Below are 26,958 nucleotides of genomic sequence, written 5' to 3'. Positions count from 1 at the left end.
TCAGGCGGGAATGACGGAAACAGTGGAAGCTGCGCGGCCCGCGGATGGCGCGAAGCGCGCGACCAGCAGGTAGCACAACGGAATCAGGAATATGCCCAGCAAGGTGGCGGACAGTACGCCGCCCAGCACGCTGGCGCCGATGGCGCGCTGCGCGGCCGCGCCCGGACCGCTGGCCAGCAGCAGCGGCACGATGCCGGCGCCGAACGCCAGCGAGGTCATGACGATGGGGCGCAGCCGCTGCGCCGCGGCCTGGGCCACGGCCGCCAGCGCAGTGCTGCCTGCGCGGCGCGCATGCTCGGCGAATTCGACGATCAGGATGGCGTTCTTGGCCGACAGGCCGACGGTGGTCAGCACGCCCACCTGGAAGAAGATGTCGCGCTGCATGCCGCCCAGCCAGGCGCCGGCCACGGCGCCCAGCACGCCCAGCGGGATCGCCAGCAGCACGGAAAATGGAATCGACCAGCTGCCGTACAGCGCGGCCAGGCACAGGAACACGAACAGCACCGAGGCGCAATACAGCAGCGGCGCCTGGCCGGCCGACAGCCGGTCCTGGTACGACAAGCCGCTCCAGGACAGCGCCATGCCCGGCTGTGCGGCGGCCAGGCGCTCGACCCCATCCATCAGCGGGCCGGAACTTGCCCCAGGCGCCGCCGCGGCGGACAGCTGGATCGCCGGCATGCCGTTGAAGCGGCGCAGCTGGCCGGGGCCGGCGTCCCAGCGCGTGCTGGCGAAGGCGGAAAGCGGCGTCATCGCACCACTGGTGCCGCGCACGAACCAATGCTGCAGGTCTTCCGGCGCGGCGCGGTACGGCGCGTCGGCCTGCACCAGCACGCGGCGGATGCGGCCGCGGTCGATGAAGTCGTTGACGTAGCTGCCGCCCCAGGCGGCGCCCAGGGTCTGGTTGACGTCGTCCAGCGCCAGGCCCAGCGTGCGGGCACGCACCTGGTCGATATCGATGCGCAGCTGCGGCGCATCGAGGCCGCCATCGGCGTCCACGTACAGCATGCCGGGCAGCTGGCCGGCCTGTTCCGACAGGCTCGCGGCGGCGGCGTTCAGCGCGGCGGCGCCATGGCCGGCCGCGTCCTGCAGCCAGAATTCCAGGCCGCCGGCCTGCCCCAGGCCGTCGATCGGCGGCGGCACCATGGCGAACACGCGCGCATCGGCCAACTGTCCCAGCGCCAGGGTGGCGCGCGCGGCGATGGCCTGCGCCGTGTGCTCGCCGGCCCCGCGCCGTTCCCACTCCTTCAGCGCGACGAACGCCATGCCGGCATTCTGGCCGCCGCCGTTGTTGCCGAAACCGGCGATCGTGTAGATATTGTCGACATTGGCCTTCTCCTCGCGCAGGAAGTACTGCTCCACCTGCGCCGCCAGCGCCGCGGTGCGCTCGTACGGCGCGCCCGGCGGCAGCGCGAAGCGCACCATCACCGTGCCCTGGTCGTCTTCCGGCAGGAAGGCCGTCGGCAGGCGCGTGTACGCATGCGCCGCGATGGCCAGCAGCGCGCCGTAGACCAGCAGCCAGCGCAGCGGACGGCCCAGCAGCCGGGCCAGGATGCCGTCGTAACGAGCCTGCAGCCGGTGCTGCAGGCGCGCCAGCGCGTGTTCGTGCGCGGCCGGACGCAACAGGCCGGCGCACAGCACCGGCGTCAGCACGACGGCAACGAGGACGGACAGCGCCATCGCGGTCACCAGCGTGACGGCGAACTGGCGGTAGATCACGCCGACCGAGCCGGGGAAGAAGGCCATCGGCACGAACACGGCGCCCAGCACCAGCGCGATACCGGCCAGCGCCCCCGTGATGCCGCGCATCGACACCAGCGTGGCGGCGCGCGCGTCCAGGCCCTGCTCGTGCATCGTGCGCTCGACGTTTTCGACCACGACGATGGAATCGTCCACCAGCAGGCCGATCGCCAGCACCATGCCGAACAGGGTCAGCGTGTTGACGGAATAACCGCACAGCGCCAGCACGGCGCAGGTGCCCAGCAACACGACGGGCACCGTCACCAGCGGCACCAGCGTGGCACGCCAGCCGCCCAGGAACAGGAACATGACGGCGCCCACCAGCACCACGGCTTCCGCCAGGGTCATCGCCACCTTGGCGATGGAGCGCTTGACGAAGCGGGTGGCGTCTTCCGGATAGGTGACCTCGACGCCGGGCGGCAGCGCCAGCGCAGCGATGCGTTCGCGCACGCCGGCCGCCGTCGTCAGGGCGTTGGCGCCCGGCGCCAGCAGCACCGCGAAGCCGGAAGCGGGCCGGCCGTCCAGGCGCGACGTGCTGCCGTAGCTTTCGCTGCCGATCTCCACCCGCGCCACGTCCTCGATGCGCACGGCGGCGCCATCGGCGCCCGTCTTGACGACGAGGGAGCGGAACTGCTGCGGCGTGCGCAGGCGCGACAGCGCGGTCACGCTGACGTTGATCTGCTGGCCCGCAGCGGACGGGCGCGCGCCCAGTTCGCCCACCGGCACCTCGGTGTTCTGCGCCTCGATCGCGGCGATGACGTCGCCCGGCATCAGGCCGAAGCTGTGCAGCTTGTGCGGGTCGAGCCAGATGCGCATCGCATACGGCGCGCCGAAGTTGCGCACCTGGCCCACGCCGGGCACGCGGCTGACGGCATCGACCACCTGCCCGCTCATCCAGTCGGCCAGGTCGGCGTCGGAGAGCCGCCCGCTGCGGTCGGCGAACACCGCCACCATCAGGAAGCTGTTCTGCAGCGCGCTGACGGTCAGGCCGTTCTGCTGCACCGCGCGTGGCAACCGGTAGGCCACCTGGTTCACCTTGTTCTGTACCTGCAGCTGGGCCAGCATCGGGTCGAGGCCCTGGCGGAACGTCAGCATCAGCTCCGCCTCGCCGGAGGAATTGCTGGCCGCGTCGAAGTACAGCAGTCCCTCGACGCCCTTGAGCTCCTGCTCCAGCACCTGCGTGACGGCGTTTTCCACCACCGTGGCCGAGGCGCCCGGATACATGGCGGCCACGCGCACGACGGGCGGCGCGATGTCCGGGTACTGCGCCACCGGCATGCGCCACAGCGCCACGCCGCCGGCCAGCATCAGCACGACCGCCAGCACCCAGGCCAGCACGGGCCGTTCGATAAAGAAGCGCGCCAGCACGTCAGCCCTCCTTTGGCACCGCGGCGCTGGCCGCCGCCGGGCGGCCCTGCCATTCCGTCACGCTGACAGCCGTGCCGGGCGCCACCTTGTTGCCGCCTTCGACGATGACCTTGTCGCCCGCCTTCAGGCCGGCGCGGGCCGACCACAGGCCGGCGTCGCTGCCGATCAGGTCGAGCACGCGCTGCTCCACCTTGCCGTCGCTCCCGACCACCAGGGCGGTGGCCTCGTTGCGTTCGTTATGGCGCACGGCCTGCTGCGGCAGCCGCACGGCATCCGGCTGCACGCCCTGCTCGACGCGGGCGCGCACGTACATGCCCGGCATCAGCAAACCGTCCGGGTTGGGGAAGCTGGCACGCAGGGTGACGGAACCGGTGGCGCCGTCCACGTTCATCTCGGTGAATTTCAGCACGCCCGCGTGCGGGTACGGCTGGCCGTCCTCCAGCAGCAAGGTGACGGCGGCCTTGCCCGGCTGCAGGGCACCGCTGCCGAGGCGACGCTTCAGCTGCGTCAGCTGTTGGCTGGACTGCACGACGTCGACCAGGATCGGATCGACCTGCTGGATGCGCGCCAGCGGTTCGGCCTGCTCGCTGGCGACCAGCGCACCCTCGGTGACGGCGGCGCGGCCGATGCGCCCGGCGATGGGTGCGCGGATCTGCGTGCGCTGCAGGTCGATCTGCGCCGTGCGCAGCGCCGCCTGGCGCGCCTTGACGCGGGCCAGGCCCTGTTCGTAATTGGCCTGGGCCAGGTCGTGGTCCTGCTGGGTGACGGTCTTGCTGTCGATCAGGCGGCGGTAGCGTTCCGCGATGATGCGCAGGTTGACCAGCGCGGCCTGCTCGATCGCCAGCTCGGCGGCCGCCTGCTCCTGGCGCGCCGCATAGCTGTCGCTGCCGATCTCGTACAGCAGCGCGCCGGCCTTGACGTCGGAACCTTCCTCGAAGTGGCGCCGCACGATCACGCCGCCCACCTGCGGGCGCACTTCCGAGACGCGCAGCGCGGTGACGCGGCCGGGCAACTCGGCGCGCAGCGGCACGGCTTCCTGGCGCACGGTGACGACGGCGACCTGCGGCTTCGGTGGCGCCGGCGGCGCGGCCGGCGGCTCGCCGCAGGCGGCCAGCAGCAGGGTTGCCAGGGCGGGCAGGTGGCGGGGGAAGTTTTGCATCTTGGTGTCTCGTTATCGTTTCAAGGGTTGGGGACTGTCCCCAGCGGGGACTGTCCCCGGTTTTCAGCGGCCAACCTGGAAAACCGGGGTCAGTCCCGAAGGGACAGACCCCAAGCCTGTGGCGTTGGTGGCGTGCTGGTAATCAAACCTCAAGCGGCCAAGGTGGCCCCACCATCCACGACCACTTCCTGCATCGTGATATGGCTGGCCAGGTCGGAAGCGAGGAACAGCACGGTATTGGCGACCTCGCGCGCCGTGGCGATCTTGCGCAGCGGGATACCCAGCTTGAATTGCTCCGGCAGGCCCTCGATGGTGCGGCGCATGCCCTGCTCGTCCGGCAGCATCGAGCGCAGCATCGGCGTGTCCGTCGAGCCGGGCGAGACCACGTTGCAGCGCACGCCGAACTGCGCCAGCTCCAGCGCCGCGCAGTGGCTCATGCCGACCAGCGCCGACTTGGAGGCGCAGTAGGCCAGCATGTTCATGCGCGGCACCCGCGCCGCGTTCGAGGCCACGTTGACGATCGAGCCGGCGCCCTGCTTGCGAAACTGCGGCATCAGCTCGCGCAGCAGGTAGAACACGCCGCTGACGTTGATGTCGAAGCTGGCCTGCCAGTCCTCCACGGTGGTCGAGTCGAGCGTGCCGAGGCGCAGCACGCCGGCGGCATTGACCAGCACGTCGATGCGCGGCATTTCCGTCAGCAGCTGCTGGCAGACCACGGCGATGCGGGCCCGGTCCGTCACGTCCATGCAGACGGTCTTGAACGGGTAGCGCTTGCCGGCGGGGCCGGCCTCCTCGCGGTCGAAGGCGCGGTCGATGCCGACCACGCGGGCGCCCAGCTGGCGAAACGCCAGCGCGATCTGGTGACCGATGCCGCGGCCGGCGCCCGTGACCCACACCTGGCGGCCCTCGAACTGCAGGGCCGGCGGCGCCTGCGGCCGCTCGGCGCTGGCCGTGCCCAGGTTCTTCTGGTCTGCGAGCATCATGGCGGCTGTCCTCAGGCGGCCTGCTTGCGCTCGACCAGCGCCCACCACGCGTTCAGCGTCGGCGTGCCGGCCAGTTCCTCGAACGAGACCTTGATGCCGCGCTTGTCGAGCTCCGCGACCAGGTTCATCACCTCCAGGGAATCGAGGCCATAGTCCATCAGGTTCTCGTCCGCGCCGTAGCCCTGGTCGTCCAGCGCCGGCGCCAGGCGCTCGCGCAGCCAGTCGATATCGACGACGGTGCCGCCGTCGCCCAGCAGCTGCGCGGCCGTGACGACGGCGCCGCAGCGGCCCGCCACGTAGTCCAGCGCCATGCGGTGCTCGCGCTCGGAGAAGTCGGCTACGGCGTCCGCCACCATGAACGGCTGGATGTCGCGCATGAAGGCGTCCAGCGCCGTCGTCATGCAGCCGATGTGGGCGTACACGCCCGTGATCACCAGCTGGTCGCGGCCCCATTCGCGCATCAGGTCCTGCAGGTTGGAGCGCTGGAACGCGCTGTAGCGCCATTTCACCAGCACCGTGTCGTGCGGCGCCGGCGCCAGCGCGGCCGTGACCTGCTGCAGCGCGGGGTCGGCCGTCGTCAGGCCCGGGCCCCACATATCGTTCAGCAGCGCGCGCTCTTCTTTACTCTGCTCGGTCGGCTGGGCCGTGTAGACGACCGGCACCCCGGCCGCGTCGGCCCAGGCACGCAGGCGGCCGATATGGTCGATCAGGGTGGTCAGCAGCGGGCTGCCGGCCTCGTAGAAGCGCAGGAAGTAGTCCTGCATGTCGTGCACCAGCAGCACCGCGCGGCGCGGATCGACGTGCCATTGCACACGGTTGACGGGGAGGCTGGTCGCAGCCGGCAGCGGATAGGAGGAAATCGCAGGAATCGCCATGATGTCTTGGTCGTTATTGGATGTTGGTCTCGGCGCGCAGGCGCACCTTGTCGGTCTTGCCGACGGCGGTCAGCGGCAGCTTGTCGAGCATGCGGAAGCGGTCGGGCAGCTTGAACTCGGCCACGCCCTGCTCGCGCAGGTATTTGCGCAGCAGCGGCGCGCGCAGTTCCTCGCCGGCCGCACGCGGCACGATGCAGGCGCAGCTCATCTCACCCAGCAGCGGGTGCGGCACCGAGATCAGCGCCGCGTGCAGCACGTCAGGGTGGCGCAGCAGCAGGTTCTCCACCTCCTCGGCGGCGATCTTCTCGCCGCCGCGGTTGATCTGGTCCTTCACCCGGCCGACCACCGTCAGGTAGCCGTCCGCGCTGCGGCGCACCAGGTCGCCGGTGGCATAGAAGCCGTCGGCGTCGATCACGCGCGCGTTGTGTTCCGGCGCCTGGTAATAGCCGCGGAAGGTGTACGGGCCGCGCGTCGTCAGCAGGCCCTCGACGCCATCGGGGACCGGCACGCCGTCCGCGTCCACCACGCGCACCTCGTCGAATTCGCTCATCGGCCGGCCCTGGGTGGTGTACACCCTGTCATCCGTATCGTCCAGGCGGGTGTAGTTGACCAGGCCCTCGGCCATGCCGAACACCTGCTGCAGCGCGCAGCCCAGTTCTTGCGGCACGCGGCGCGCCAGCGCCTCGGCGAAGCTGGCGCCACCCACCTGCAGCAGGCGCAGCGAGGCCAGTTGCGCGCGGCGCGCGGGATCGGCGGCGGCCTGCAGCCACAGCACGACGGCCGACGGCACCAGCGCGGCCATCGTCACCGCATGGCGCTCGATCAGCGCGAAACAGCCCAGCGGCTCCGGCGACGGCGCCAGCACGACGGTGCCGCCGGCGTAGAACACGCCCAGCGCGCCCGGAGAGCTGAGCAGGAAGTTGTGCCCGGCCGGCAGCGCGCACAGGAAGCGCGTGGCAGGATCGAGGCGGCAGATCTCCGCGCTGCGGCGCACGCTGTAGTAGTAGTCGTCATGGGTGCGCGGAATCAGCTTCGGCGTGCCCGTGCTGCCGCCGGACAGCTGGAAGAACGCCACCTGGTGCGCCGGCGACGGCGCGATGGCGACCGCGGCGCCCTCCTCGTCGACCAACGCGGCCAGGCCACCGTCCGGCGCGTCCAGCACCAGCACGTGGGCGAGACCAGGGACCTGCGCACGCAGCGCGTCGGCGAATTCGCTGGTGCCGAACAGCGCATGGCTAGCGCACCCGATGACGAGCTTCGGTTGCAGCTGCTGCGCATAGGCCGTCAGCTCCAGGCGCTGGTGGCTGAACAGCGCGTTGACGGGCGCCACGCCCAGTTTCAACAGCGCGAAATAGACGATGTAGAACTCGGCCACGTTCGGCAGCTGCACCAGCGCCGTGTCGCCGGCGGTGAGACCGCGCCGTGCCAGCGCCTGCGCCAGCCGGGCCGCGCGCGCGTCCAGACCGCGGTACGTCAGCGCGCGCTCGCCGCACAGGATCGCGGTGGCGTCCGGCCGTTCGATGCACTGGCGCTCCAGGATGTCCGTCAGCGGCAGGCCGAGCCAGCAGCCGGCCGCGCGGTAACGCTCGGCGTCCGCTTGCGGCCAGGGGGTGAATTCGATCATGCCGCCTCCGCCGCCGTCTCGACGTTCGCACTGACGGCCGGCCGGGCGGCACCCAGCGCGCGCAGCATCGTGCCCAGCTTGCCCTGGGTCTCGGCCCATTCGGCCTCGGGGCAGGAATCGGCCACGATGCCGGCGCCGGCAAACAGGCGGATGGTATTGCCCTGCACCGTGCCGCAGCGGATCGTGACGGCCCATTCGCCGTTGCCGTGGGCGTCGCACCAGCCGACGACGCCGGCGAACAGGCCGCGGTCGAACGGCTCGACCAGGTCGATCAGCTTGCGTGCCAGGTCGGTCGGGTAGCCGCACACGGCCGGTGTCGGATGCAGGTGGCAGGCCAGTTGCAGCGACGTTTGCGCCGGATCGCGCAACGTGCCTTCGATGCGGGTGGACAGGTGCCACATCGCGTTCGTCGACAGCAGCGACGGCTGCTCCGGCACGTCCAGGCTGGCGCACAGCGGCACCAGCAGGCGGCGGATGTCGTCGGTGACGTAGCGGTGTTCGCGCAGGTCCTTGGGCGACTGCAGCAGCGCGCCGCCCGCGGCGGCATCGCTGTCGGCGTCCGGCTGCCGGCGCGCCGAACCGGCCAGCGGGTTCGACACGATCTGCGCGCCTTCCTTGCGCAGCAGCAGCTCGGGGCTGACGCCGACCAGCTCCGCGCCGCTCGCGAGCGGAATGCGGAACTGGAAGCCGGTCGGATTCTGGGCGGCCAGGCTGGCAAAGATCGCGGCCGGGTCGGCGCGGCCGGCCAGCTCCACTTCCAGCACGCGCGACAGCACGGCCTTGCGGATCTCGCTGTGGGTGAAGTTGGCGACGGCCTGCCGCACGCCCTGCTTGAAGCGTTCCTCGCCGGGGATGCTGGTGGACGCGACGACAGGCGCCAGCGGCAGCGCCGCCAATTGCGGCAGCGTATCGCGATCGAAAATCTCGCTGCGCTCGGGCACCAGCAGCTCGGACGGCTGCGTGGTGTCGAACGGGATCGCGCCGATGACGATCGGGTCGGCAATGCCGGCGTCACGCGCACGCAGCAGCGCCCGTGCCAGCTCGGCATGCAGGGCGCCGCCGGCGGCCGGCGTGGCGATACGTTCGAACACGCCGCTGGCACGCACGCTGCGGTGCCGCGACAGGAAAAGGGATGTAGCCATCGTTACCTCGCAAAACTGGGTGGACAGGTTCACGTTGGCTGGCAGACGCTGGCTACGTCGGGGCTCCGCCCCGGGGGTTGGTTGAGGTCAGAAGCTGTAGGTCGCGCTGACGTAATAATTGCGGCCCAACTCGAAGAAGTCGAACGCGCGGTCCTTCTTCTCCAGGTCCACGTCGGTCAGGTTCTTGACGCCGGCGCGCACGGTCAGCTGCTTGTTCACCTTGGCGGCCAGCGACAGGTCGACCCGGGTGTAGCCCGGCAGGTCCTTGGTCAGGTAGTACTGCTCGCCCGTGTAGTGGGCCGACAGCGACGTGGTCAGGCGATCGGTCGCCTTCCAGTTCAAGGTGGCGACCGCCGTGTTCTCGGGGCGGTTGTCCAGCTTCGCCTCCTTGCCCGTCTCGTCGATGTAGTCGGCCTTCAGGTGGGTCAGGTTGGCGCTGACGGAGAACGCCGGCGACAGCGTCACCTCGCCCTGCAGCTCGATGCCGCGCGTCTTGGCCTTGGCCACGTTGGCCCAGGCGCGCGACGGTCCGACCTCGCTGTAGGTGGCGACGATCATGTCCTTGACGTCGTTCTTGAACACGACGGCGGTGAAGTCCCAGCTCGGGCGGTGGATTTCGAAGCCGGCCTCGTAGTTCGTGCTGGTCTCCGGGGTCAGGTTCGGATTGCCTTCCAGGTAGCACTTGCCGCCACAGCTGACGGTGCGGTATTCGCGGCTGAGCTGATAGGCTTCCGGCGCCTTGAAGGCGCGGCTGATGCCGCCCTTGACCGTCACGCCGTCCGCGCCCTGCCACACCAGGTAGCTCTTGGGCGAGAAGTGGCTGCCGAAGGTATTGCTGTCGTCCAGGCGGCCCGCCAGGGTCAGGTGCAGGTTCGGCGCCAGCGCCAGCTCGTCCTCGACGAACAACGCGCGGCTGTTGGTGCTGATGCGGCCCGATTCCAGGTAGGTGGCGGCGTCCTTGATCACCTGGCGGCGCAGGTCGATGCCGGCCGTGATGGCGTTGATGCCCCAGTTGACGTTGGCATAGGCCTTGGCGTACGTATTTTCCTCGTGCAGCACGCGCTCCTGCGGCGCGTTATAGCGGCTGTTGAAGTCCTCGATGCGGGCGTTTTCCTGCGTGATGTACGCGGTGGTGTTACCCCAGCCCCAGTCGCCCTTGTGCGTCAGGCCATAGGTGCCGCGCTCGATCTGCTGCTCGCGGTAGTCGCGCGTGGTCCAGTCCCATTCCGGGCTGTACGAGTAGTAGAACAGCGCGCGCGGACGGTGGTCGCGGTTGTAGCTGGCGTCGATGTCCAGGCTCTGGTTTTCGGCCAGTTTGACCGACAACGTGCCGGCCACGTTGGCGGCGCGCTTTTCCTCCAGGCGCGCCGGGCGCGTGGTATCGCTGGCGGACGTCGCGTACCAGGGATCGCGGTCGTAGTATTCGCCGGACAGCGACAGGCCGAACGTGTCGTTGAGCGCGCCGGCGATGGAGGCGCCCACGCGGTACTGGTCGCCCTCCTCGCCCGGCTGCACCACGCGGTATTCGCCGCTGACGCTGCCCTTCCATTCGCGCGTCGGCGCCTTGGTGATGATGTTGACGACGCCGCCGATGGCATCCGAGCCGTACAGCGCCGCCATCGGGCCGCGCACGATCTCGACGCGCTTGATGGAGGACAGCGGGATCGAGCTGAAGTCGAAGTCGCCGCCGCGCCACAGGGCGCCGCCGGACGACACGCGCTTGCCGTTGACCAGCATCAGGGTGTATTTGCCACCCAGGCCGCGGATCTGTATCTCGTCGCGGCCGGTGCTGTCGGTCATGTTGTTGACGCCGACGGTGTCGCGCAGCAGGTCCGGCAGGCTGTTGACGGGGGACTTGGCGATGTCTTCTTCGGTGACGATCGTCGTGAACGCGGGCGCCGAGGCGGCCGTGTGGTTGCGCAGCGAGGCGGTGACGACGACGATGGACTGTTCGGCGATGCCGGCTTCAGGCGCGGGGGCCTCGGGAGCCTCAGCGGCGAAGGCCTGCTGACCGATGGCGGCGATGGATACTGCGAGGAGCTTTCTTGTTATGGACATTGCATTCTGCCTATTGTTATGAATCTAGCACTTCCCGAAACGCAAATGATACTGATTCTCATTTAGGTTCGCAATGACTATTTTTGACTAGGCGAAAGCGGTGACGGAAAACGCGGTGACTGTCACCGGTTTTCGCCAGGCTTGCGGGCGATGGCAGAATGCCCGGGTTAGCAAGGAGAGAACGTATGGACCAAGTGGAACAGCTGCACGAGCGCCTGCTGGGCGACCTGCGCCGCTACGCGGCCAGCCGGCGCAAGGATATCGACCGGGGCGCGGAAACGCGCGAGCTGGCGGGACTGCTGGTGGAAAAATACGGCTATGGCCTGGCGCGAGCGCTGGAGTTGTATGGCGACGTGGCCGGCATGCGCGTGCCGAGCCTGTATGCGGAGGTGAACCGGGTCGTGCTGGAGATCGATCCGCAGGCCGAGGCGCATCGGGCGCGGCGTTGGGATGCGCGGCCGGCGGGGATAAACTTGCAGGCCGCGCGGGAATGACCCCTGGTGACAGGCTCCTCTCTGCGGGTCGGAGACCCGCAGAGAGGAGCCTGTCACCGGTGTTTCAAGCGTTAACGCACCGTCAGCTTGCCGGTACCTGCGTTACTGAGCACCGACTGCCTGACGGCCGACGCGGCCAGCGGCGTGACCGAGTAAGGCACCGTCCAGCCCACCGACGAGCTGAAGCTGCACTTGTTCGCCACGTCCAGCGCCGCGCCGTTCAGCAGCGAGCCGGAATCGACGATCGCCCCGGTCTTGCTGGACGAGCCCGGGTTGGTCATGATCTGCGGGCACGAACTGGCACCGGCGATGTCGAACGCGTTGTTCTGCGAGATGATCTTGGCCAGGTAGGCCACGCCGATGCTGTAGTGGTGCGGATAGACCGCGTGCGAGCGGCTGCCCTCGAAGTAGTTGTTGTAGAGGTGGACCATGCCGAAGCGCACCCGCGGCGCGCGCTCCGCCACGTGCAGGAAGTGGTTGCCGTTGAAGGTGACGGTCAGGTGGCCGTTGTCGCTCGTGGTGCTGTCGGAGGAGCCGATCAGGTTGTTCTTCGTGTGCAGTTCGAAGCGGTTGTTCGACACCGTCACGTAGTCCGAGCCGTTCTTCACGTCCAGCGCGCCGTCATGGCACTGCTTGATCTTGCCGTTGGCAATCGGCAGCTTGTCGTCCGTCAGCGGCGCGTCCGTGAACACGTTGTGGTCGACCCAGACGTTCTTCGAATTGCTGATGACGACACTGTCGAACTCCGAGTTCCAGTTGCCGCTGCTGCCGTCGTTCGGGTCCCACACCGGTGCCACGTCGCACGGGTTGACGATGTTCAGGTTGCGCACGATGACGTTCTGCACGCCGGAGATCGAGATCGTGCCGTTGACGAGGCGCGTGTCGCCGCCGGTGCCGATCAGCGTCGTGTTGCTGCCCACCTTGATCTGGCCGCGCAGCGCCTGGTCGCTGGTGCTCTTGAACGGGCCGCCGTTGTCGGCCGCCGCCATGTCGACAGTACCGTACAGCTTGATGATCTTCGGATTGTTGCCCTGCGCCTTCAGCGCCGCCAGCAGTTGCGACGGCGAGCTGACCTTGTAGATGGCCGTCGACGCGGCTGCCGCGCCGCCCGTCGTGCCGCCGTTGCGACTGGCCCAGCCGGTTGCGGGCGCCGGCTCGACGCTGGCGTCGCCCACCGGCTGCGGGGTCGGGGTCGGGGTCGGGGTCGGCGTTGGCGTTGGCGTTGGCGTTGGCGTTGGCGTTGGCGTTGGCGTGGTACCGCTCACAGGACCGATCGCGCATTTTTTCGTCACGCCCGGATAGGGATCGCTGCCGAACGTCGCCACCGTGCAGGCCACGTCGCCGGACAACGTCTTGACCACGAACTTGTCCTTGATGCCGAACGACACGGAACGGGCCGTGCTGCCCACCTTGCAGGTGCCGTTCTGGTCGGCGCATTTCGAGTAACCGGACGGCCAGTCCGCCGCCTGCGCAGTGCCGGCGAAAAGTAGCGCTACCACGTTGGCCAGAATAATCCGCTTGGATGCCAAGATTGTCTCCTTAATACATTGCCGGGAACCGCCCCGGAGTCACCTGACATCATACAACTTATTGCCGTGTTAACGTATGCGAAATGCAACATTTCTCGAAATACATTACTTGACAGGAGAAACGCTCACGCGCGTGAGCGCACGCGTGCCTCAACCGTGCGTCTTGGACGCCGCCCCGCGTTGGGCTCGGTAAATGCCGCAGTGGCCGGAAAACAGGTAGGCCACCACGCAGCCCAGCGCCGCATACGGCCCGATCGCGGGTCCGAACAGCTCGAGCGCCATGACGGTGGAGGCCAGCGGTGTGTTGGCCGCCCCGGCGAACACGGCGACGAAGCCGACGCCGGCCAGCAAGCCGAATGGCAGGTGCAGCAGCGGCGCCAGCGCGTTGCCCAGCGTCGCACCGATGTAGAACAGCGGCGTCACCTCGCCGCCCTTGAAGCCGCTGCCCAGCGAGGCCACGGTGAACGCCAGCTTGCCCAGCCAGTCCCAGTGCGGCAGCGGTTGCGCGAATGCTTCGACGATGACGGGAATGCCCAGGCCGACATAGCGCTGGGTACCCAGCGCCCACACGGCCACGGCGACGACCGCGCCGCCCAGCAGCGGCCGCAGCGGTGCATACGGCAGCCATGCTTTCATCCGTGCCGACAGCGCATGCGTCGCGCCGGCGAAGGCCATGCCGACCAGTCCGAACGCGATACCGGCGACGACGACCGCGCCGAGCGTCCACACCGTGATGGCCGGTATGATGCCGATCGCGTAATGCGTGTGGTGCACGCCCCAGGCCAGTCCCACCTGGTCGGCCAGGATGGCGGCGGCAATGCAGGGAAAGATGGCGTCATGGCGCAGCCGGCCGATCACCAGCACTTCGAGCCCGAACACGGCACCGGCCAGCGGCGTGCCGAACACGGACGCGAAGCCGGCGCTGATGCCGGCCATCAGCAGCACGCGCCGGTCGGCCGGCGCCAGGCGCGGCAGCCGTGACAGCTGGTCGGCCAGGCTACCACCCATCTGCACCGCCGTCCCTTCCCTGCCGACCGAGGCGCCGAACAGGTGCGAGATCACCGTTCCGGCCAGCACCAGCGGCGCCATGCGCAGCGGGACCGCGCTGGTGGGGTCAATGATCTCGTCGATCAGCAGGTTGTTGCCCGCCTCCACCGCGCGGCCGAAGCGCCAGTACACCCAGCCCACTGCGAAGCCCGCCAGCGGCAAGGCCCAGATAATGGCCGGATGCGCTTCGCGCCAGCGCGTGGCGGCATCGAGCGCGAACAGGAACAGCGCGGAAGCGCTGCCCGCGAGCAGCGCGACGACGCTGGCCAGCGCCGTCCATTTCAGCAGATAAGCGAGCCAATAAGGCAGCGGCGACAGGGGGCGAGGCAAGGGCTTCATTGGCGGCGAATATAGCACGCCGCCAATGCGGACGGACCGGCTCAGTGGCCCTCGTGCCCTTCGTGAGCGCCGCCACGGCGCACGTCCAGCGCCCCTTCGGCCCGCCCCGCCTTGCCGCCCGGCGCGCTCGGCGCCGGCGGCTTCTCCCCGGTCCACTCGTAGGCAACCGTTCCTTTCGGATGACGGTAGTGACCCGGGTCGCGGTAGTCGCCCCGCCGCAGGCCCTCGCGCACCTTCAGCAGCGTAAACATCCCGCCCATCTCGATCTCGCCGAACTGGCCCGTGCCCGTCATCATGGGCAAGGTGTTTTCCGGCAGCGCCATGCGCATGCCGCCCATCGCCCCGCCCTTCTCCCCCATCACCATATAACCCGGCACCAGCTGGTTGATCTTCTCGGCCACGCCGCGATGATCGACGCCGATCAGGGTCGGCACGTCATGCCCCATCGCGTTCATCGTGTGGTGCGACTTGTGGCAGTGGAAGGCCCAGTCGCCCGGATTGTCGGCGACGAATTCGATGGCGCGCATCTGGCCGACCGCGATGTCCGTCGTCACCTCCGGCCAGCGCGCCGACGGCCTGACCCAGCCGCCATCGGTGCCCGTCACCTCGAAGGTGTGGCCGTGCACGTGCAGCGGATGGTTCGTCATCGTCAGGTTGCCGGCGCGGATGCGCACGCGGTCGCCCTGGCGCACCACCATCGGATCGATGGCGGGGAACACGCGGCTGTTGAAGGTCCAGAGGTTGAAGTCCAGCATCGTGTTGATCTTGGGCGTATAGCTGCCCGGTTCGATGTCGTAGGCGGCCAGCAGGAACACGAAGTCGCGGTCCACCGCGTGCTGGCGCGGATCCTTCGGGTGCGTGACCCAGAAGCCCATCATGCCCATGGCCATCTGCGCCATCTCGTCCGCATGCGGGTGATACATGAACGTGCCGGCGTGCTTCGCCACGAACTCGTAGACGAAGGTCTTGCCCGGCTGGATCGACGGCTGCGTGACGCCGGACACGCCGTCCATCCCGTTCGGCAGGATCTGGCCGTGCCAATGCACGCTGGTGTGCTCGGGCAGCTTGTTGGTGACGAAAATGCGCACGCGGTCGCCCTCCACCACCTCGATGGTCGGACCGGGACTCTGGCCGTTGTAGCCCCACAGGTTGGCATGCATCCCTGGCGCCAGCTCGCGCACGACGGGTTCGGCCACCAGGTGGAACTCCTTGACGCCGTCCTTCATGCGCCACGGCAGGCTCCAGCCGTTCAGCGTGACGACCGGGTTGTAGGGACGTCCGTTCGGCGGCACCAGCGGCGCGGCGGTGGCGGCGCTGTCCTGCACCGGCGCTTCCGGCAGGCTGGCGGCGCCGGCCTTGCTGACCACACCCGCGCCCAGCAGCGCGGCGCCCTGCAGGAAGGACCTGCGCTTCATCGTGTCGATACTCATCGTGCTGCTCCTTGCGATTGCGGGACGGCCGGCAGGCGGCCGCCCAATGCGGTTTCGAGGCTGCTTTCGGCCAGCCAGAACTCCTTCAATGCGCCGATATAGGCGTTGACGGCGGCGCGCTGCTCGCGCGCGTCCGCCAGCAGCTCGAAGGTACTGAGCAGCATGCCGTTGTAGCGCAGCAGCGTCTCGTTCGAGATCTTCTTGCGCAGCGGGATGACGACGTCGCGGTAGTGGCGCGCCACGTCGTAGGCGTTGCGGTAGCCCTGGTAGCTCTCGCGCGCCGCGCTGCGGGCGTCCGTCGCCGTCGCGGCCAGCCGGTTGACGGCCTGCATGTACACGGCCTCGGCGCGCGCCGTGCGGGCGCCGCCCCAGTCGAACAGCGGAATCTCGAGCGTCACTTCATAGCCGCGCGCCTTTGCCCCGCCGTCGCTTTCGCGCACGGCGCCCAGCTCCAGCACATTGATGAAGCGCGTGGCCCGCGTCAGGCCCAAAGCGGTGGCGGTGCGCTGCGTGGCCAGGTTGGCCGCCTGCACGTCCAGCCGTTCGCGCACGGCGCGCTGCTCGACGTCGGCGATGTCGCGCGGCGCCGCCGGCAGGTCCGGCAGGCGATCGGGCAGGCGGAACTGCGCCTGGGTGCCCCACAGGCCCAGCAAGCGGGTCAGGTGCTCGCGCGCGGCCGTCGCCGCCTGGGTGGCACGTGCCACGTCGGCCATCGCCTCGGCGTAGAAGGCCTGCTCGCGGGCCTGGTCGTAGGCGCTCCAGTTGCCGGCCTGGCGCATGCGCTGGCCCAGTTCGGCGCTGGCCTCGGCCGCGCCGGCCACCTGCCGTGCGTAATCCACGGCCTGCGTGGCCGCCACCGCTTCGACCCAGGCGCGGCGCGTGTCGGCCGCGACCTGCACGGCTTCCGCCGCGACCTGCAGGCGGGTCTGCTCGAACTGGCGCCCCTCGATGCGTGACGCCAGCGGCGCCGTGATCAGGCTGACCAGGTTGAACGTCAGCGTGCGCTCGATCGACACGTCGTCGCCGTCGCGCGTGCGTTGGAAACCGAATGCCGGATTCTGCAGCCGGCCGGCCTGCACCAGGTCCGCCTCGGCGATGCCCAGCTCCCAGTAGCTGGCCTGCAGGGTGCGGTTGTTCAGCAGCGCGATCTCGACGGCGCCGTCGACCGTCAGCGGCTGTGCCAGCCGCGCCTGCAGCAGTTCGTCCAGCGCGCGCCGGTCGGCGTCGGTTTTCAGCACGCGTGCCGGCGCCCCGGTGCGGGCCTGCACCAGCGGATCGATGGCGCCCATGCCGGCGTCGCCGGAAAAGCCGGCGCAGCCGGCCAGCGCCAGCATTGCCAGCATGCCGCCGGTGCGCCGCAGCGGTGGCTTAATGTTCATGGTGGTGCTCCTGGGCGTTGGGTTGCTGTTCCTGCTGCTTGTGCTGCGCGTGCGGATCGGCGGCCGGCGCCGCCGGTGCCATCGGATGGCCGGCATGCGCGCCGGACTGCTTGGGTGCCGCGTGCATGCCGTGCATGCCGTGGCCGCCGCCGGCGACGGTCGCATTCGACGCCGCCCAGTTGGCCGCCGGGGTAGCCGGCGTGGCCGGCGGCGCGGCGCGGTAGCCGGCCAGCGGCGAGACGTAGCTGGTGGGCGGTACGGGCGCTTCGGCGCGTGCCGCGTCCTGGGCCGTATCCTTGACGGTGGGCTGCGCGTGCGCGCAGGCGCCCAGCGCCAGGCCGGCGGCCAGCGTGATCATTCTTTTCATGGTAAAACCTCGTGGACTAATGAGCCCGCGCGTGCGCGGGCGACACCCATCGTGGCGATGGGACCAGCGGATCAGGCGAGGTGTTTGGGTGGCCGTTCCAGGCCGGCCAGGTCGACGGCGGGCGGCGCGGTGGTGTCGAAGGGAATGGGGGCGCAACTGCCGGTGGGCGCCAATGGCGGCAGCGGCATGGTGCCGGCCAGCGGCGCGCCGGCGCAGCAGAACGCGGCGCTGGCGCATTTCATGTCGCCGCCGTGGTGCGTGGCGGCCTGGTCGTGCTCCATCCCGGCGTGCGCATCGGCATGCGCTTGGTGCTCGCCGTGCTCGTCATGGGCCGGCACCGCGTGCGCGCTCACATCCGCGCGCGGGGCGCACAGCAGCATCGTGGCCGAGGCAAACCCCTGCAAGGGTACGCCGGCCAGCAGCAGCCAGAGGACGAGGAGACGGAGCAGCGCCTTCATGGGCCATGATGGTAGCACGAGGCAGGCTGGCACGTTGCGCCTAACTCGGAAAACGTCATAGGCTGGCCGCCCATATGACGATTCTTTATAATTGAAGCATTACTCACGGACTTCGCCGCCATGACCGCCCACCTCCAGGCCTTCTTCGACCCCGCCACCGCCACCGTCAGCTACGTCGTCCACGACGGCCGCACCTGTGCCGTGATCGACCCGGTGCTCGACTTCGACCACAAGTCCGGCCGCACCGCCACGGCGTCGGCGGACCGGATCATCGATTACGTGCGCACCCATGGGCTGCACACCGAATGGCTGCTGGAAACCCACGCCCATGCGGACCACCTGTCCGCCGCGCCCTACCTGCGCGAGCGGCTGGGCGGCCGCATCGGCATCGGCGCCCACATCCACGCGGTGCAGAAGAGCTTTGCCCACGTGTTCGGCCGCCCGCCCGCGCAGGCCGCCTTCGATCACCTGTTCGAGCCGGACGAGACCTTCGCCATCGGCAGCCTGGCCGCGACCGCCCTGCACGTGCCGGGCCACACGCCGGCCGACATGGCCTACCGCATCGAGGACATGGTATTCGTCGGCGACACGCTGTTCATGCCGGACGTGGGCACCGCCCGCTGCGACTTCCCCGGCGGCAGCGCCAGTACGCTGTATCGCTCGGTACGGCGCCTGCTGGACCTGCCGCCGCAAACACGCCTGTTCATGTGCCACGACTATCCGCCGGCCGGGCGCGAGCCGCGCTGGGAAAGCACGGTGGCCGAGCAGCGCGCCCACAATATCCACGTGCGCGACGGCGTCGGCGAGGAGGCGTTCGTGGCGATGCGCACGGCGCGCGACGCCACCCTGGCGATGCCGACCTTGATCCTGCCGGCGATCCAGGTCAACCTGAACGCGGGCGAGCTGCCGCCGCCCGAGGAGAACGGCGTGCGCTACCTGAAGATCCCGATCGACAAGTTCTGAACTTTATTTCAGCTGTTCCGGCGCGCGGCCGATCGGTTCATCCATGTTCGCCAGATACCACGTCAGGGTGGACAGCACGGCGACGTGGCGCTTCAGGTGGTCCGGATCGACCTTGTCGAACGTGTCGGCCGGCGTGTGGTGGTAGTTGAAGTAGGCACTGGTGTCCACGTGCGGCGCGAAGCTGGGCACGCCGTCCGACTCCATGTAGTGCAGGTCGCCCTCGCCCAGCACGTCGCGCCGGGTCAGCGCGCCGGCGCCGATCTTCGTCAGCGCCGCCTGCAATGGTGCGAACAGCTTCTCGTATTGCGGACGCACGCCGGCCACCACGCCGAAGGTGCGCCCGGTCACGCCGCCGTCGCTCTCGATCGCGGCGAACTGCTTGTCCAGCGCGTGCTTGTGGGCCTGGTGGTAGGCGCGGCCGCCGCTGCCGCCGTTTTCCTCCGCCATCCACGCCACCATGCGGATCGTGCGGCGCGGTTGCAGCTTGAGCTTCTTCAATGTCTCGATCACGCCCATCGACGCGGTCACGCCGGTGGCATCGTCGTGCGCGCCGGTGGCCAGGTCCCACGAGTCCAGGTGGCCCGAAACGATGACGACTTCGTCGGCCTTGTCCGTGCCCGGCAGGTCGGCAATCACGTTGTAGCTGTCCGCGTCGGGCAGCGTCTTCGGGGTCAGCACCAGCTTCATCGTGACGGGACCGCGCTTGGCCAGGCGGCCGATCAGCATCGCGTCCTCCGCCGTGATGGCGGCGGCCGGGATGCGCTGGTCGTCCTTCAGGCGCGTCATGCCGGTATGGGTCAGGCGGTAGTCGGCGCCGCCGATCGAGCGCACCAGCGCCGCCGCCGCGCCCAGTTCCGCCGCCAAACCCGGACCGCGCGTGCGCGCCGCCGAGCCGCGGCCGTAGGCGTTGCCGGCCAGGCCACGCTCGGCCATGCCCCGGTCGAACGGCACGTCGATCAGCACGATCTTGCCTTTCACCTCGGCGGCGCGCGCCTTCAGCTCGTCGAAGTCGTGCACGATGAGCACCGGCGCCGTCAGGCCGGCAGCCGGCGTGGCGCCGGAGCCGCCCAGCGCCGTCAGCACCACGTTCTGCACGATGCCCTGCGGCCGGCCGGTGTACTCGACCAGCTGCGCCTTTTCCTCGCCGCGCACCCAGTGCGGCACCTTGACCGGCTGCAGTGTCACCTTGGCGCCCAGCTGGCGCATCGTTTCGGCGACCTGCTGCACGGCGGCGGCAGCGCCGGGCGAACCGGACAGGCGCGGGCCGATCAGGTCCGTCATGTCTTCCAGGCGCCGGTAGGCCCAGTCGCTGGCCATCGCCGTGTCACGCACCTGCGCCAGGGTAGCGGCGTCATTGGGGGCGGCATGGGCGGTGGTGGAGATGAACAGGCTGGCGGCAATGGCGATGGCGACGACGGTGCGGGCGGGCTTGCGAAGGTTCATGCTGGGGTCCTCGGGAGAGCGCTGGAAACCTGACACGATAACGCATTTGACAATGTTGTGCAGGGGTCGCCGTCGTTGACCCTGCGCGGCCGTTGGCATACCATGGACCGATGCTCAAAGGCCCCCTCTGCACGGTGCGGCACCTGCTCGGCACCGACCTGAACACCTTCATCGCGCTGGTCAACGACCTGCCGTCGCGGGGCGATTATTTCTCCAGCCACTTCAAGTCGCCCGAGGCGATGCGCAAGGAATTCATGCAGACGTCGTTCGTGACGGACGACAGCGAACTGTTCGTGGTGGAGGACGCGCGCCACCACATCGTCGGCGTCATCACGCACTTCAAGAGCCGCACGCCGACCAGCCGCGAGATCGGCTACCGCCTGTTCGACCCCGAACTGGCCGGCCAGGGCTACACGACGGCGGCGCTGCGCCTGCTGACGGACCACCTGTTTCGCGCCCACACCTGGCACCGGCTGGAGGTGCTGGCGGCGCCCGCCAACGTCGCTTCCGTGCGGGTGGCGCAGAAGTGCGGCTACCGGCCCGAAGGCACCCTGCGTGGCGCCTTCTTCATCAATGGCCGCTACCAGGACGTCACGGTCCTCAGCCTGCTGCGGCCGGAATGGGAACGCATGACCTTGCCGTGATCTGTTACAGACGGCCCCGCGATTGTAAGAAACTGTATTAGACGTGGTTGAGTACTGCCGGGTTCGTTATATTGACTTCCATGCCGCGACCGAACTGGCCGCAGGGTGGAGTAGATAATAACGGGGGGAAATAATCATGTCGATCAAAAAACTGTTTACCGTGTTGCTGCTGGGTGCAGCCGTCACCAGCTCTTCCGCCGCGCTCGCCGCTGGCGACCGTGAGTTCAACACCGCCGCCGGCGCCGTGATCGGCGCCGCCATCGGCAGCCAGCAGGCCGGCACCACCGGCGCCGTCGTCGGCGGCATCGCCGGCGCGGCCCTGGGCAATGCGCTGAGCTCGGACCGCCATCGCCGCGACCGCTATGTCGAGACCCGCGTCTACCAACAGCCGCAGCGCGTGTACTACGAACCGGCACCGCGCGTGCGCTATGTCGAGCCTCGTCCTGTGTACTACTACGAGCGCCCGCACGGGCATCGCCATCACCACCACCATGGCCGCGGTCATGGCCACCGTCACCACGGTCACTGATCTGGTAACGTATGAAGCGACAGCCCGGCGATGCCGGGCTTTTTTACGCCCCACTTGCCACCGCCATCCCCCACATGAAACGCTTGACCGCTTGCCTGGTATTGCTGGCCCTGTCCTTGTCGACCCGGGCTGAGGAAGCCCCGCAGGTTTTTCTCGACAACGATGAACTCAACTACGTAGGCAGCATCTCCAGGGCGGGCGCGACAGAGCTGTCCACGCTGTACGCGCGCCTGGACAGAAAGCCCACCATCCTTGCCATCCGCAGCCGCGGCGGCGACACCGCGGCCGGCATGGCGCTCGGCACCTTGGTGCACGCTCACGGCCTGACCGTCAAGGTCATGGAGTATTGCCTGTCCTCGTGCGCCAATTATGTATTCACGGCGGCCCCGTACAAAATCGTCAGCAACTTCGCGATGATCGGCTATCACGGCGGTTTGAGCAGCGACACCTTTGCGCTCGACCCGGCGCAGGAGGCCAGATTCGCGGCCATGCCGGCGGCCGAGCAGGCGGCGGCGCGCAAGCGCTACGACGCCGAGATGAGACGGGACCTTGCCGGTCGGGCACAGGAAGAACGCCGATTCTTCGACATGATCAAGGTCGAACAGCGCATCACCACGCTGGGGCAGGCGCCGCAATACCAGCAGCGTTTCCGCGCTGACGAGAAGTTGGTGGCATGGACTTTCTCGCTCGACGGCTTCGCGGCACTTGGCGTGCGCAATATCCGCGTCGTCAATCCGCCGTGGCAGCCCAAATCGGTCAAGTCCGACTACGGTCTTTTGCAGATCGATGTCCCCTGACCGAGGCGTCATCTGGTATTAATACCCCCAGCAAGCCCAATCGTATGGCTCTGCACATACCGCCCGTCTGCGGATCCTCGCCTTGGCGACGCCGCTTAGCTATGCATCCGCCCCTATCGTTTTTTTTGCCGAGGTTCGCATCGCCATAAAGCGAAGTAGCGGCGCGACGTGTATCAGCATAAGAGGAAAAGCTTGCCCTTTGTCGTTAACTAGTGGATGCAAAAAATCGAGGTCAGCATGCAGGCTCCCAACCGTCACTTCTCCCTCGATATTGTCGCCCATGTAGAGCACCTCATCTGCAATATTCCAGTAGTAGTCTTCGGTAAGTTCCACCTCTTTGACGCCAAGATCATTCTCGATGTGCAAAAAGATTGAATTAATAACCTCTCGCAATTCCGCGAGATTTAAAACCTTTTTATCTCTTTCCATATGTTGCCTCGCATTCTTCAAGCTGTTTGCGGAAATTGTCAATTTGCTTGTTCAGTTCTTTGTATCGACCATTCAAGATATTAGTGTAACGAGTCATATTGCCCGACTCATAGGCGGCCGATAGCCAGCCATTGTTATCGTGCGCATGCGGATTCTCCATGTAATCACGATACTTTTGCTCATGAGCGGCCAGCTGATCACGCTTCCCCTTGCAAGGATCCTTATTGCCGGGGTTGGGCGGGCATCCATTAAGAGCCCCCGTCGATGCGCCCGCATTTGCAGCCTTGATGGCGCTAGCCATAGCGTTCGCTGCCTGATAGGTGCGATAGGCACGATAGCCCGTCCACGCGACTCTGCCAGCAATGATCAAGGCCGGTACGAATAATCCTTTTGGATCGGTATAAGAAACAGGATTTCCCAGAGCATAGCCACACGTATTGATGCCGCCATCCAGCCCGATCGGATCGCTCTGCACATACCGCCCCGTCTGCGGATCATAATCCCTGAAGTAGTTGTAGTGCAGATTGCTTTCACGATCATACTGTCCCGGCAACCGCAAATTAAACGCCAGCATACCAAGCCCTGCCGGGTTGTCGTTCAGCGGCTGCAGGCCGAACGGATCGGCGTGATCCCAACGCCAGCGTACCGCGTTGTCAGTCGCTTGGGTGATCCATCGAGGGGCGCCCAGGTGATCACTGTAAATATAGTAGATATTCGTAGCGATTACGGGCCCAGTAGCGCTGGCTGTGACCGTCTGAGTCAGCAATGCGACCGGTTCATCATACAAGTAGACAATTGGGCTTGCGCAGATGCAGACAAGCTGCGCTTTGCCCCGCCCCCCGCTAAACCGGCATGTCCCTCACGGAGCATGCCATGCCAGCCAGCCACACCGTCATCACCCTCGACCGCGGATCGTACCGCCTGACCAGGCAGATCGGCCGCTCCGTCTACGGCACCGTATGGCGCGCCGCCGCGCCGGACGGCAGGGAGGTGGCACTGAAACTGGTCAACGAGGAGCGCATGGCCCAGGCCCAGCCGGCCCTGCGCGAGCGCTGGATTGCCAGCGCCTGCAACGAGATCGCCTTCCTGCGCGCGCTGGCGCCGTGGGACAGCCGCCACCTGGTGCGCCTGGTCGACAGCGGCTGGCATGCCGGCCTGCCGGTGCTGGCGCTGGAGCTGCTGCCGACGGACCTGGCGCGCCACCTGGCGCACTGCCGCGCCGCCGGCACGCCGCCCTCGTTCGCGCAGGCACTGGACTGGATCGCCCAGCTCAATCAGGCGCTGGCGAAAGTGCATCAATACGGCTGGCGCTACCTGGACCTGAAGCCGGCCAACGTCTTGCTCGACCCGGCCACGGGCACGCTGCGCCTGGCCGACTTCGGCACCAACCGCCAACTCACGTGTGCCGAACCGCACAGCTACGCCGGCACCGCCCAATGGCAGGCACCCGAACAGTTCATTCCCGCCGCGGATGGCGGCTATGCGACCAGCCAGCGCAGCGACTATTTCGCGCTGGGCGCATTGTGGTTTTTCATCGTGACGGGCGCGCCCCTGTGCTGGAGCAGCGCGTGCGGCCAGGCCTACCGCGAGCACCTGGCGGACGGCGCCCGCCACCTGCTGGCCGCGCATGGCGGCACCCTGCCCCCGCTGCTGACGGATGACGAGGCACGGCGCTTCGGCGCAGCCGCCCCGCCCGGCGTCCGCGCCGCCGCGCTGGCGCTGTTGCGCGCGTTGCTCGCCGCCGCGCCCGCGGTCCGGCCGCGCCATGCGCTCGCGATCAGCCGCCTGCTGGCAGCGGTGGGCGCCGGTCTACCGGCCACGCTCGTCGAGCGCGCCTGCGCGCTGGCGCAGCCAGCATGAACCGCGGCCGCATCGCCACCATCGCGCTGGTCGGCCTGCTGCTGGCGCTGCAGCTGCTGGCCATCGCGCGCGCGCCACGATCCTGGCAGCCCGGCGCCATCGCGGTGCGCCTCGACGCGGGTGCGCAGGTAACGCTGGGCCGTGCCGAGCTGGCGGCCGTCGGCGCGCAGGCGCGCCATCTGCGGCTGGCGCGCGATGTGGCAGGCCGCTGGTTCGCAGGCACGCTGCCGGACGTGCGCCCGCCCGTGCTGGACGACGTGCGGTTGGGCAGGGTCGCCGTGGCCGGGCTGCGTACGATCCAGGTCGGCGCCTATGTCTGGCGCGTCACGCAGGCGGACGTCCACGCCGTCGCGTTCCGCGACGGGGCGCACGCCTGGCACTACGACGGCGCCACCCTGTACCGCGACGGCACCGCGTTGCCGGCCTGCCCGGACGCCTCCCTGCGGCACCGCGCCGTCGCTCTCTGGAACCGCATGGCACCACGCGCGCTGACGGTACCGCAGCCGCTGCGATTCGGCGGCAACCTGTATTGCGACAATCGCCTCGGCCTGGCCGACATCGCCGCCGGCGCCGCCACCGTGGCCCGTGCGGACGGCCAGTTGCGCCTGGCCGCGCCGGCCGACGCCATCGTGGCCGTGCTGGCCGACGGCGCCGACCTGCGTGAGCAATCCCTGCCCCTGCCCGTTGCAGGCACCCTGGCGGTCGGCGCCACTCGCTACCGCCTTGCCACTGCCGGCGATGTGCTGACCTTGCGGCCGCAACGCCGGGTAGCACAGTTCGCCGTACCGGAGGCGGACCTGCCGCCACAGGTAAGCTGGCAATGGCAGACGCGCGCAGCATGGCAAGGCAGCGCGCTTGCATGGGCCGGGGCGCTGGTGGCGGCGCTTGCCCTGCTGGCGCCCTGGCTGCTGGCGGCGCGCCGGCCCGCGCGCGGCAATATCCTGCGCCCGACGCGGCAGGCACCGCAGGCTGCCCTGCGCTGGATCGCGGCAGGACTGCTGCTGGCGGCCGGCCTGGTCGCGCTGCTGCTGCAGCGCCAGGGCCAGCCGCCGGCCATCTTGTGTTCGTGGCTGCTGGGTGCGGCCGCGCTGGGCGCCTGGCTCGTCCCGCCCGCGCGGCTCGGCCTGGCGGGGCATGGCGCCCAGCTGCTGCTGGCAACCGGCCTGCTGGCGCAACTGGACATGGGCCTGGGCGCGCCGGACAGCGGCTGGCTGCGCTATTACCACAAGACCGCCGCCCTGCTGGCCATCGGCTCGGCCGCGGCGCTGCTGTGGCGCCTGGGGTGTGCGCACGGCCGCGCGCTGGCGCAGCGTCACGTCGAATACCTGCTGGCCGCGCTGGCGGCCGGCGCGCTGGCGCTGCTGGCGGCGCAGGTACTGTGGGGCGACGAGACGGGCGTGTTCGACCTGCAGCCGGTGGAGCTGGCCAAGCTGGTGCTGGCCGGCCTGGCGGCGCATTGCCTGGCCTTGCGGCTGGGCTGGAGCACGGACGGCGCCACCCGCCCCGGCCTGGGCGCGCGCTGGCTGCGCCTGCTGGCGCCGGCGCTGCTGTTCCTGGCCCTGCTGGCCGTCGCGCTGGTGCAGGTGGACGATTACTCGCCGCTGATCCTGCTGCTGCTGTGGGCCGGCGCGATGGCGCTGGCGTACGCGTTGGCGGCGGGACGGCGCTGGAGCGCCGCGCTGCTGGCGGCACTCGCGCTGGCCGGCAGCGCCGCCGTCCCGGCTTTGCATGCGGCCGGCGCCGATCAGCTGCCGGCATCGTTCTACGGCGACCGCTTCCAGGTCTGGCTGGCGCCAGCCCTGCACCCACACACGGGCCAGCAACTGCTGCAGGGTGGCAGCGCCATCGCCCAGGGCGGCTGGCTGGGCACGGACGGCATGCTGGGCCTGCGCACGCTGGGTACCGGCGCCGGCGCCGTGCTCGCGCTGCCGGCGGTGCAGGACGACTTCGCGCCATCGTTGTTCCTGCACCGGCATGGCCTGCTGGGCGGCCTGCTGCTGTGGGCCGCGCAGGCCGCCGTGCTGGCGGGACTGGCCGGCGCGGCCTTGACGGCGGCGCGCAGCGCCAGCGGCGCGCGCGGCTTCCGGCCGGCCTGGCGCGCGCGCCTGCGCGCCTTCCTGCTGTGCGGCGGGGCGGCCTTCCTGGCCGGCCACCTGCTGCTGTCGTGGGGCACCAATCTCGCCATCGTGCCCGTGATGGGCCAGCCCATGAGTTTCCTGTCCGCCGGCGGCAGCCACCTGCTGTTTTTCCTCCTCCCCCTGCTAGGCATCCACGCCGCGCCACCATCGAACCAGGAGTGACCAT

Annotated in this window: 23 protein-coding genes; 7 read left to right on the top strand and 16 right to left on the bottom strand. The window is 68.9% G+C overall.

Annotated elements, in window-relative coordinates; genetic code table 11:
- The 7 genes from E7V67_011035 to E7V67_011005 form a co-directional block, all read right to left on the bottom strand.
- Entirely contained in the window at positions 1 to 3,105 is a 3,105-nt protein-coding gene (locus tag E7V67_011035) for a multidrug efflux RND transporter permease subunit (GenBank protein ID WUR15606.1), read from the bottom strand.
- A 1-nt stretch (position 3,106) separates the two neighbouring features.
- Positions 3,107 to 4,264: an efflux RND transporter periplasmic adaptor subunit gene (locus E7V67_011030; GenBank protein WUR15605.1), complete on the bottom strand. Its 1,158-nt coding sequence runs from the start codon at positions 4,262 to 4,264 to the stop codon at positions 3,107 to 3,109.
- 149 nt (positions 4,265 to 4,413) lie between these two features.
- Positions 4,414 to 5,247 carry a 2,3-dihydro-2,3-dihydroxybenzoate dehydrogenase gene (dhbA, locus tag E7V67_011025; protein WUR15604.1) on the bottom strand — a complete coding sequence of 278 codons (834 nt, stop codon included), beginning with the start codon at positions 5,245 to 5,247 and terminating at the stop codon, positions 4,414 to 4,416.
- Between the two features lie 11 nt (positions 5,248 to 5,258).
- Positions 5,259 to 6,122 (bottom strand): isochorismatase family protein, encoded by an 864-nt coding sequence (locus E7V67_011020; protein WUR15603.1) that lies wholly within the window; start codon positions 6,120 to 6,122, stop codon positions 5,259 to 5,261.
- A 13-nt stretch (positions 6,123 to 6,135) separates the two neighbouring features.
- Positions 6,136 to 7,746: a (2,3-dihydroxybenzoyl)adenylate synthase gene (locus tag E7V67_011015; protein ID WUR15602.1), complete on the bottom strand. Its 1,611-nt coding sequence runs from the start codon at positions 7,744 to 7,746 to the stop codon at positions 6,136 to 6,138.
- Positions 7,743 to 8,888: an isochorismate synthase gene (locus E7V67_011010; protein ID WUR15601.1), complete on the bottom strand. Its 1,146-nt coding sequence runs from the start codon at positions 8,886 to 8,888 to the stop codon at positions 7,743 to 7,745. Before E7V67_011010 ends, E7V67_011015 begins: the two co-directional genes overlap by 4 nt.
- Positions 8,889 to 8,975: 87 nt before the next feature.
- The gene (locus tag E7V67_011005; protein WUR15600.1) at positions 8,976 to 10,946 is read right to left on the bottom strand and encodes a TonB-dependent receptor; all 1,971 of its coding nucleotides are present in this window, start codon (positions 10,944 to 10,946) and stop codon (positions 8,976 to 8,978) included.
- A gap of 185 nt (positions 10,947 to 11,131) precedes the next feature.
- Here E7V67_011005 and E7V67_011000 point away from each other — a divergent pair, with 185 nt between their 5' ends.
- Complete coding sequence (locus tag E7V67_011000; protein ID WUR15599.1) at positions 11,132 to 11,440, top strand: hypothetical protein; 309 nt, start codon at positions 11,132 to 11,134, stop codon at positions 11,438 to 11,440.
- Between the two features lie 71 nt (positions 11,441 to 11,511).
- Here E7V67_011000 and E7V67_010995 read toward each other — a convergent pair whose 3' ends face one another.
- The 6 genes from E7V67_010995 to E7V67_010970 all read right to left on the bottom strand — a co-directional run bounded on the left by E7V67_010995 (position 11,512) and on the right by E7V67_010970 (position 17,989).
- Positions 11,512 to 12,969 (bottom strand): hypothetical protein, encoded by a 1,458-nt coding sequence (locus tag E7V67_010995; protein WUR15598.1) that lies wholly within the window; start codon positions 12,967 to 12,969, stop codon positions 11,512 to 11,514.
- Between the two features lie 150 nt (positions 12,970 to 13,119).
- Positions 13,120 to 14,355 carry a voltage-gated chloride channel family protein gene (locus E7V67_010990; GenBank protein ID WUR15597.1) on the bottom strand — a complete coding sequence of 412 codons (1,236 nt, stop codon included), beginning with the start codon at positions 14,353 to 14,355 and terminating at the stop codon, positions 13,120 to 13,122.
- A gap of 41 nt (positions 14,356 to 14,396) precedes the next feature.
- The gene (locus E7V67_010985) at positions 14,397 to 15,785 is read right to left on the bottom strand and encodes a copper oxidase (protein ID WUR15596.1); all 1,389 of its coding nucleotides are present in this window, start codon (positions 15,783 to 15,785) and stop codon (positions 14,397 to 14,399) included.
- Positions 15,782 to 17,164 (bottom strand): TolC family protein, encoded by a 1,383-nt coding sequence (locus E7V67_010980; protein WUR15595.1) that lies wholly within the window; start codon positions 17,162 to 17,164, stop codon positions 15,782 to 15,784. Before E7V67_010980 ends, E7V67_010985 begins: the two co-directional genes overlap by 4 nt.
- Positions 17,154 to 17,531 carry a hypothetical protein gene (locus E7V67_010975; protein ID WUR15594.1) on the bottom strand — a complete coding sequence of 126 codons (378 nt, stop codon included), beginning with the start codon at positions 17,529 to 17,531 and terminating at the stop codon, positions 17,154 to 17,156. Before E7V67_010975 ends, E7V67_010980 begins: the two co-directional genes overlap by 11 nt.
- A 71-nt stretch (positions 17,532 to 17,602) precedes the next feature.
- Positions 17,603 to 17,989, bottom strand: coding sequence for a hypothetical protein (locus E7V67_010970; GenBank protein WUR15593.1), 387 nt, complete (start codon positions 17,987 to 17,989; stop codon positions 17,603 to 17,605).
- 120 nt (positions 17,990 to 18,109) lie between these two features.
- Between E7V67_010970 and E7V67_010965 the strand changes: the two genes are divergently transcribed.
- Positions 18,110 to 18,952 (top strand): MBL fold metallo-hydrolase, encoded by an 843-nt coding sequence (locus E7V67_010965; protein ID WUR15592.1) that lies wholly within the window; start codon positions 18,110 to 18,112, stop codon positions 18,950 to 18,952.
- A 3-nt stretch (positions 18,953 to 18,955) separates the two neighbouring features.
- Here E7V67_010965 and E7V67_010960 read toward each other — a convergent pair whose 3' ends face one another.
- Positions 18,956 to 20,395 (bottom strand): M20/M25/M40 family metallo-hydrolase, encoded by a 1,440-nt coding sequence (locus E7V67_010960; protein ID WUR15591.1) that lies wholly within the window; start codon positions 20,393 to 20,395, stop codon positions 18,956 to 18,958.
- A 110-nt stretch (positions 20,396 to 20,505) separates the two neighbouring features.
- Here E7V67_010960 and E7V67_010955 point away from each other — a divergent pair, with 110 nt between their 5' ends.
- From E7V67_010955 to E7V67_010945, 3 genes are all read left to right on the top strand, one after another.
- Entirely contained in the window at positions 20,506 to 21,039 is a 534-nt protein-coding gene (locus E7V67_010955; GenBank protein WUR15590.1) for a GNAT family protein, read from the top strand.
- A gap of 136 nt (positions 21,040 to 21,175) precedes the next feature.
- Complete coding sequence (locus tag E7V67_010950) at positions 21,176 to 21,568, top strand: glycine zipper domain-containing protein (protein WUR15589.1); 393 nt, start codon at positions 21,176 to 21,178, stop codon at positions 21,566 to 21,568.
- Between the two features lie 11 nt (positions 21,569 to 21,579).
- A complete protein-coding gene (locus tag E7V67_010945; protein WUR15588.1) occupies positions 21,580 to 22,365 on the top strand; it encodes a hypothetical protein in 786 nt (261 codons plus the stop codon).
- Between the two features lie 99 nt (positions 22,366 to 22,464).
- Here the strand turns inward: E7V67_010945 and E7V67_010940 are convergent, their stop codons facing one another.
- The gene (locus tag E7V67_010940; GenBank protein ID WUR15587.1) at positions 22,465 to 22,794 is read right to left on the bottom strand and encodes a hypothetical protein; all 330 of its coding nucleotides are present in this window, start codon (positions 22,792 to 22,794) and stop codon (positions 22,465 to 22,467) included.
- Positions 22,781 to 23,560: an RHS repeat-associated core domain-containing protein gene (locus tag E7V67_010935; protein ID WUR15586.1), complete on the bottom strand. Its 780-nt coding sequence runs from the start codon at positions 23,558 to 23,560 to the stop codon at positions 22,781 to 22,783. The genes E7V67_010940 and E7V67_010935 overlap by 14 nt, the downstream gene beginning before the upstream one ends.
- Before the next feature lie 107 nt (positions 23,561 to 23,667).
- Between E7V67_010935 and E7V67_010930 the strand changes: the two genes are divergently transcribed.
- Complete coding sequence (locus E7V67_010930) at positions 23,668 to 24,654, top strand: protein kinase (protein WUR15585.1); 987 nt, start codon at positions 23,668 to 23,670, stop codon at positions 24,652 to 24,654.
- Positions 24,651 to 26,954 carry an FtsW/RodA/SpoVE family cell cycle protein gene (locus E7V67_010925; GenBank protein ID WUR15584.1) on the top strand — a complete coding sequence of 768 codons (2,304 nt, stop codon included), beginning with the start codon at positions 24,651 to 24,653 and terminating at the stop codon, positions 26,952 to 26,954. The genes E7V67_010930 and E7V67_010925 overlap by 4 nt, the downstream gene beginning before the upstream one ends.
- Positions 26,955 to 26,958: the final 4 nt, after the last annotated feature.

It is taken from the genome of [Empedobacter] haloabium (genome assembly GCA_008011715.2).
GTDB lineage: Bacteria > Pseudomonadota > Gammaproteobacteria > Burkholderiales > Burkholderiaceae_D > Rugamonas > Rugamonas haloabia.
This window is presented reverse-complemented; position numbering and strand designations above follow the sequence as displayed.

Coding starts and splice junctions, on each gene's coding strand:
- E7V67_011030 (WUR15605.1), bottom strand. CDS start 4,264: ATGCAAAACTTCCCCCGCCACCTGCCCGCCCTGGCAACCCTGCTGCTG.
- dhbA (WUR15604.1), bottom strand. CDS start 5,247: ATGATGCTCGCAGACCAGAAGAACCTGGGCACGGCCAGCGCCGAGCGG.
- E7V67_011020 (WUR15603.1), bottom strand. CDS start 6,122: ATGGCGATTCCTGCGATTTCCTCCTATCCGCTGCCGGCTGCGACCAGC.
- E7V67_011015 (WUR15602.1), bottom strand. CDS start 7,746: ATGATCGAATTCACCCCCTGGCCGCAAGCGGACGCCGAGCGTTACCGC.
- E7V67_011010 (WUR15601.1), bottom strand. CDS start 8,888: ATGGCTACATCCCTTTTCCTGTCGCGGCACCGCAGCGTGCGTGCCAGC.
- E7V67_011005 (WUR15600.1), bottom strand. CDS start 10,946: ATGTCCATAACAAGAAAGCTCCTCGCAGTATCCATCGCCGCCATCGGT.
- E7V67_011000 (WUR15599.1), top strand. CDS start 11,132: ATGGACCAAGTGGAACAGCTGCACGAGCGCCTGCTGGGCGACCTGCGC.
- E7V67_010990 (WUR15597.1), bottom strand. CDS start 14,355: ATGAAGCCCTTGCCTCGCCCCCTGTCGCCGCTGCCTTATTGGCTCGCT.
- E7V67_010985 (WUR15596.1), bottom strand. CDS start 15,785: ATGAGTATCGACACGATGAAGCGCAGGTCCTTCCTGCAGGGCGCCGCG.
- E7V67_010980 (WUR15595.1), bottom strand. CDS start 17,164: ATGAACATTAAGCCACCGCTGCGGCGCACCGGCGGCATGCTGGCAATG.
- E7V67_010975 (WUR15594.1), bottom strand. CDS start 17,531: ATGAAAAGAATGATCACGCTGGCCGCCGGCCTGGCGCTGGGCGCCTGC.
- E7V67_010970 (WUR15593.1), bottom strand. CDS start 17,989: ATGAAGGCGCTGCTCCGTCTCCTCGTCCTCTGGCTGCTGCTGGCCGGC.
- E7V67_010965 (WUR15592.1), top strand. CDS start 18,110: ATGACCGCCCACCTCCAGGCCTTCTTCGACCCCGCCACCGCCACCGTC.
- E7V67_010960 (WUR15591.1), bottom strand. CDS start 20,395: ATGAACCTTCGCAAGCCCGCCCGCACCGTCGTCGCCATCGCCATTGCC.
- E7V67_010955 (WUR15590.1), top strand. CDS start 20,506: ATGCTCAAAGGCCCCCTCTGCACGGTGCGGCACCTGCTCGGCACCGAC.
- E7V67_010950 (WUR15589.1), top strand. CDS start 21,176: ATGTCGATCAAAAAACTGTTTACCGTGTTGCTGCTGGGTGCAGCCGTC.
- E7V67_010945 (WUR15588.1), top strand. CDS start 21,580: ATGAAGCGACAGCCCGGCGATGCCGGGCTTTTTTACGCCCCACTTGCC.
- E7V67_010940 (WUR15587.1), bottom strand. CDS start 22,794: ATGGAAAGAGATAAAAAGGTTTTAAATCTCGCGGAATTGCGAGAGGTT.
- E7V67_010930 (WUR15585.1), top strand. CDS start 23,668: ATGCCAGCCAGCCACACCGTCATCACCCTCGACCGCGGATCGTACCGC.
- E7V67_010925 (WUR15584.1), top strand. CDS start 24,651: ATGAACCGCGGCCGCATCGCCACCATCGCGCTGGTCGGCCTGCTGCTG.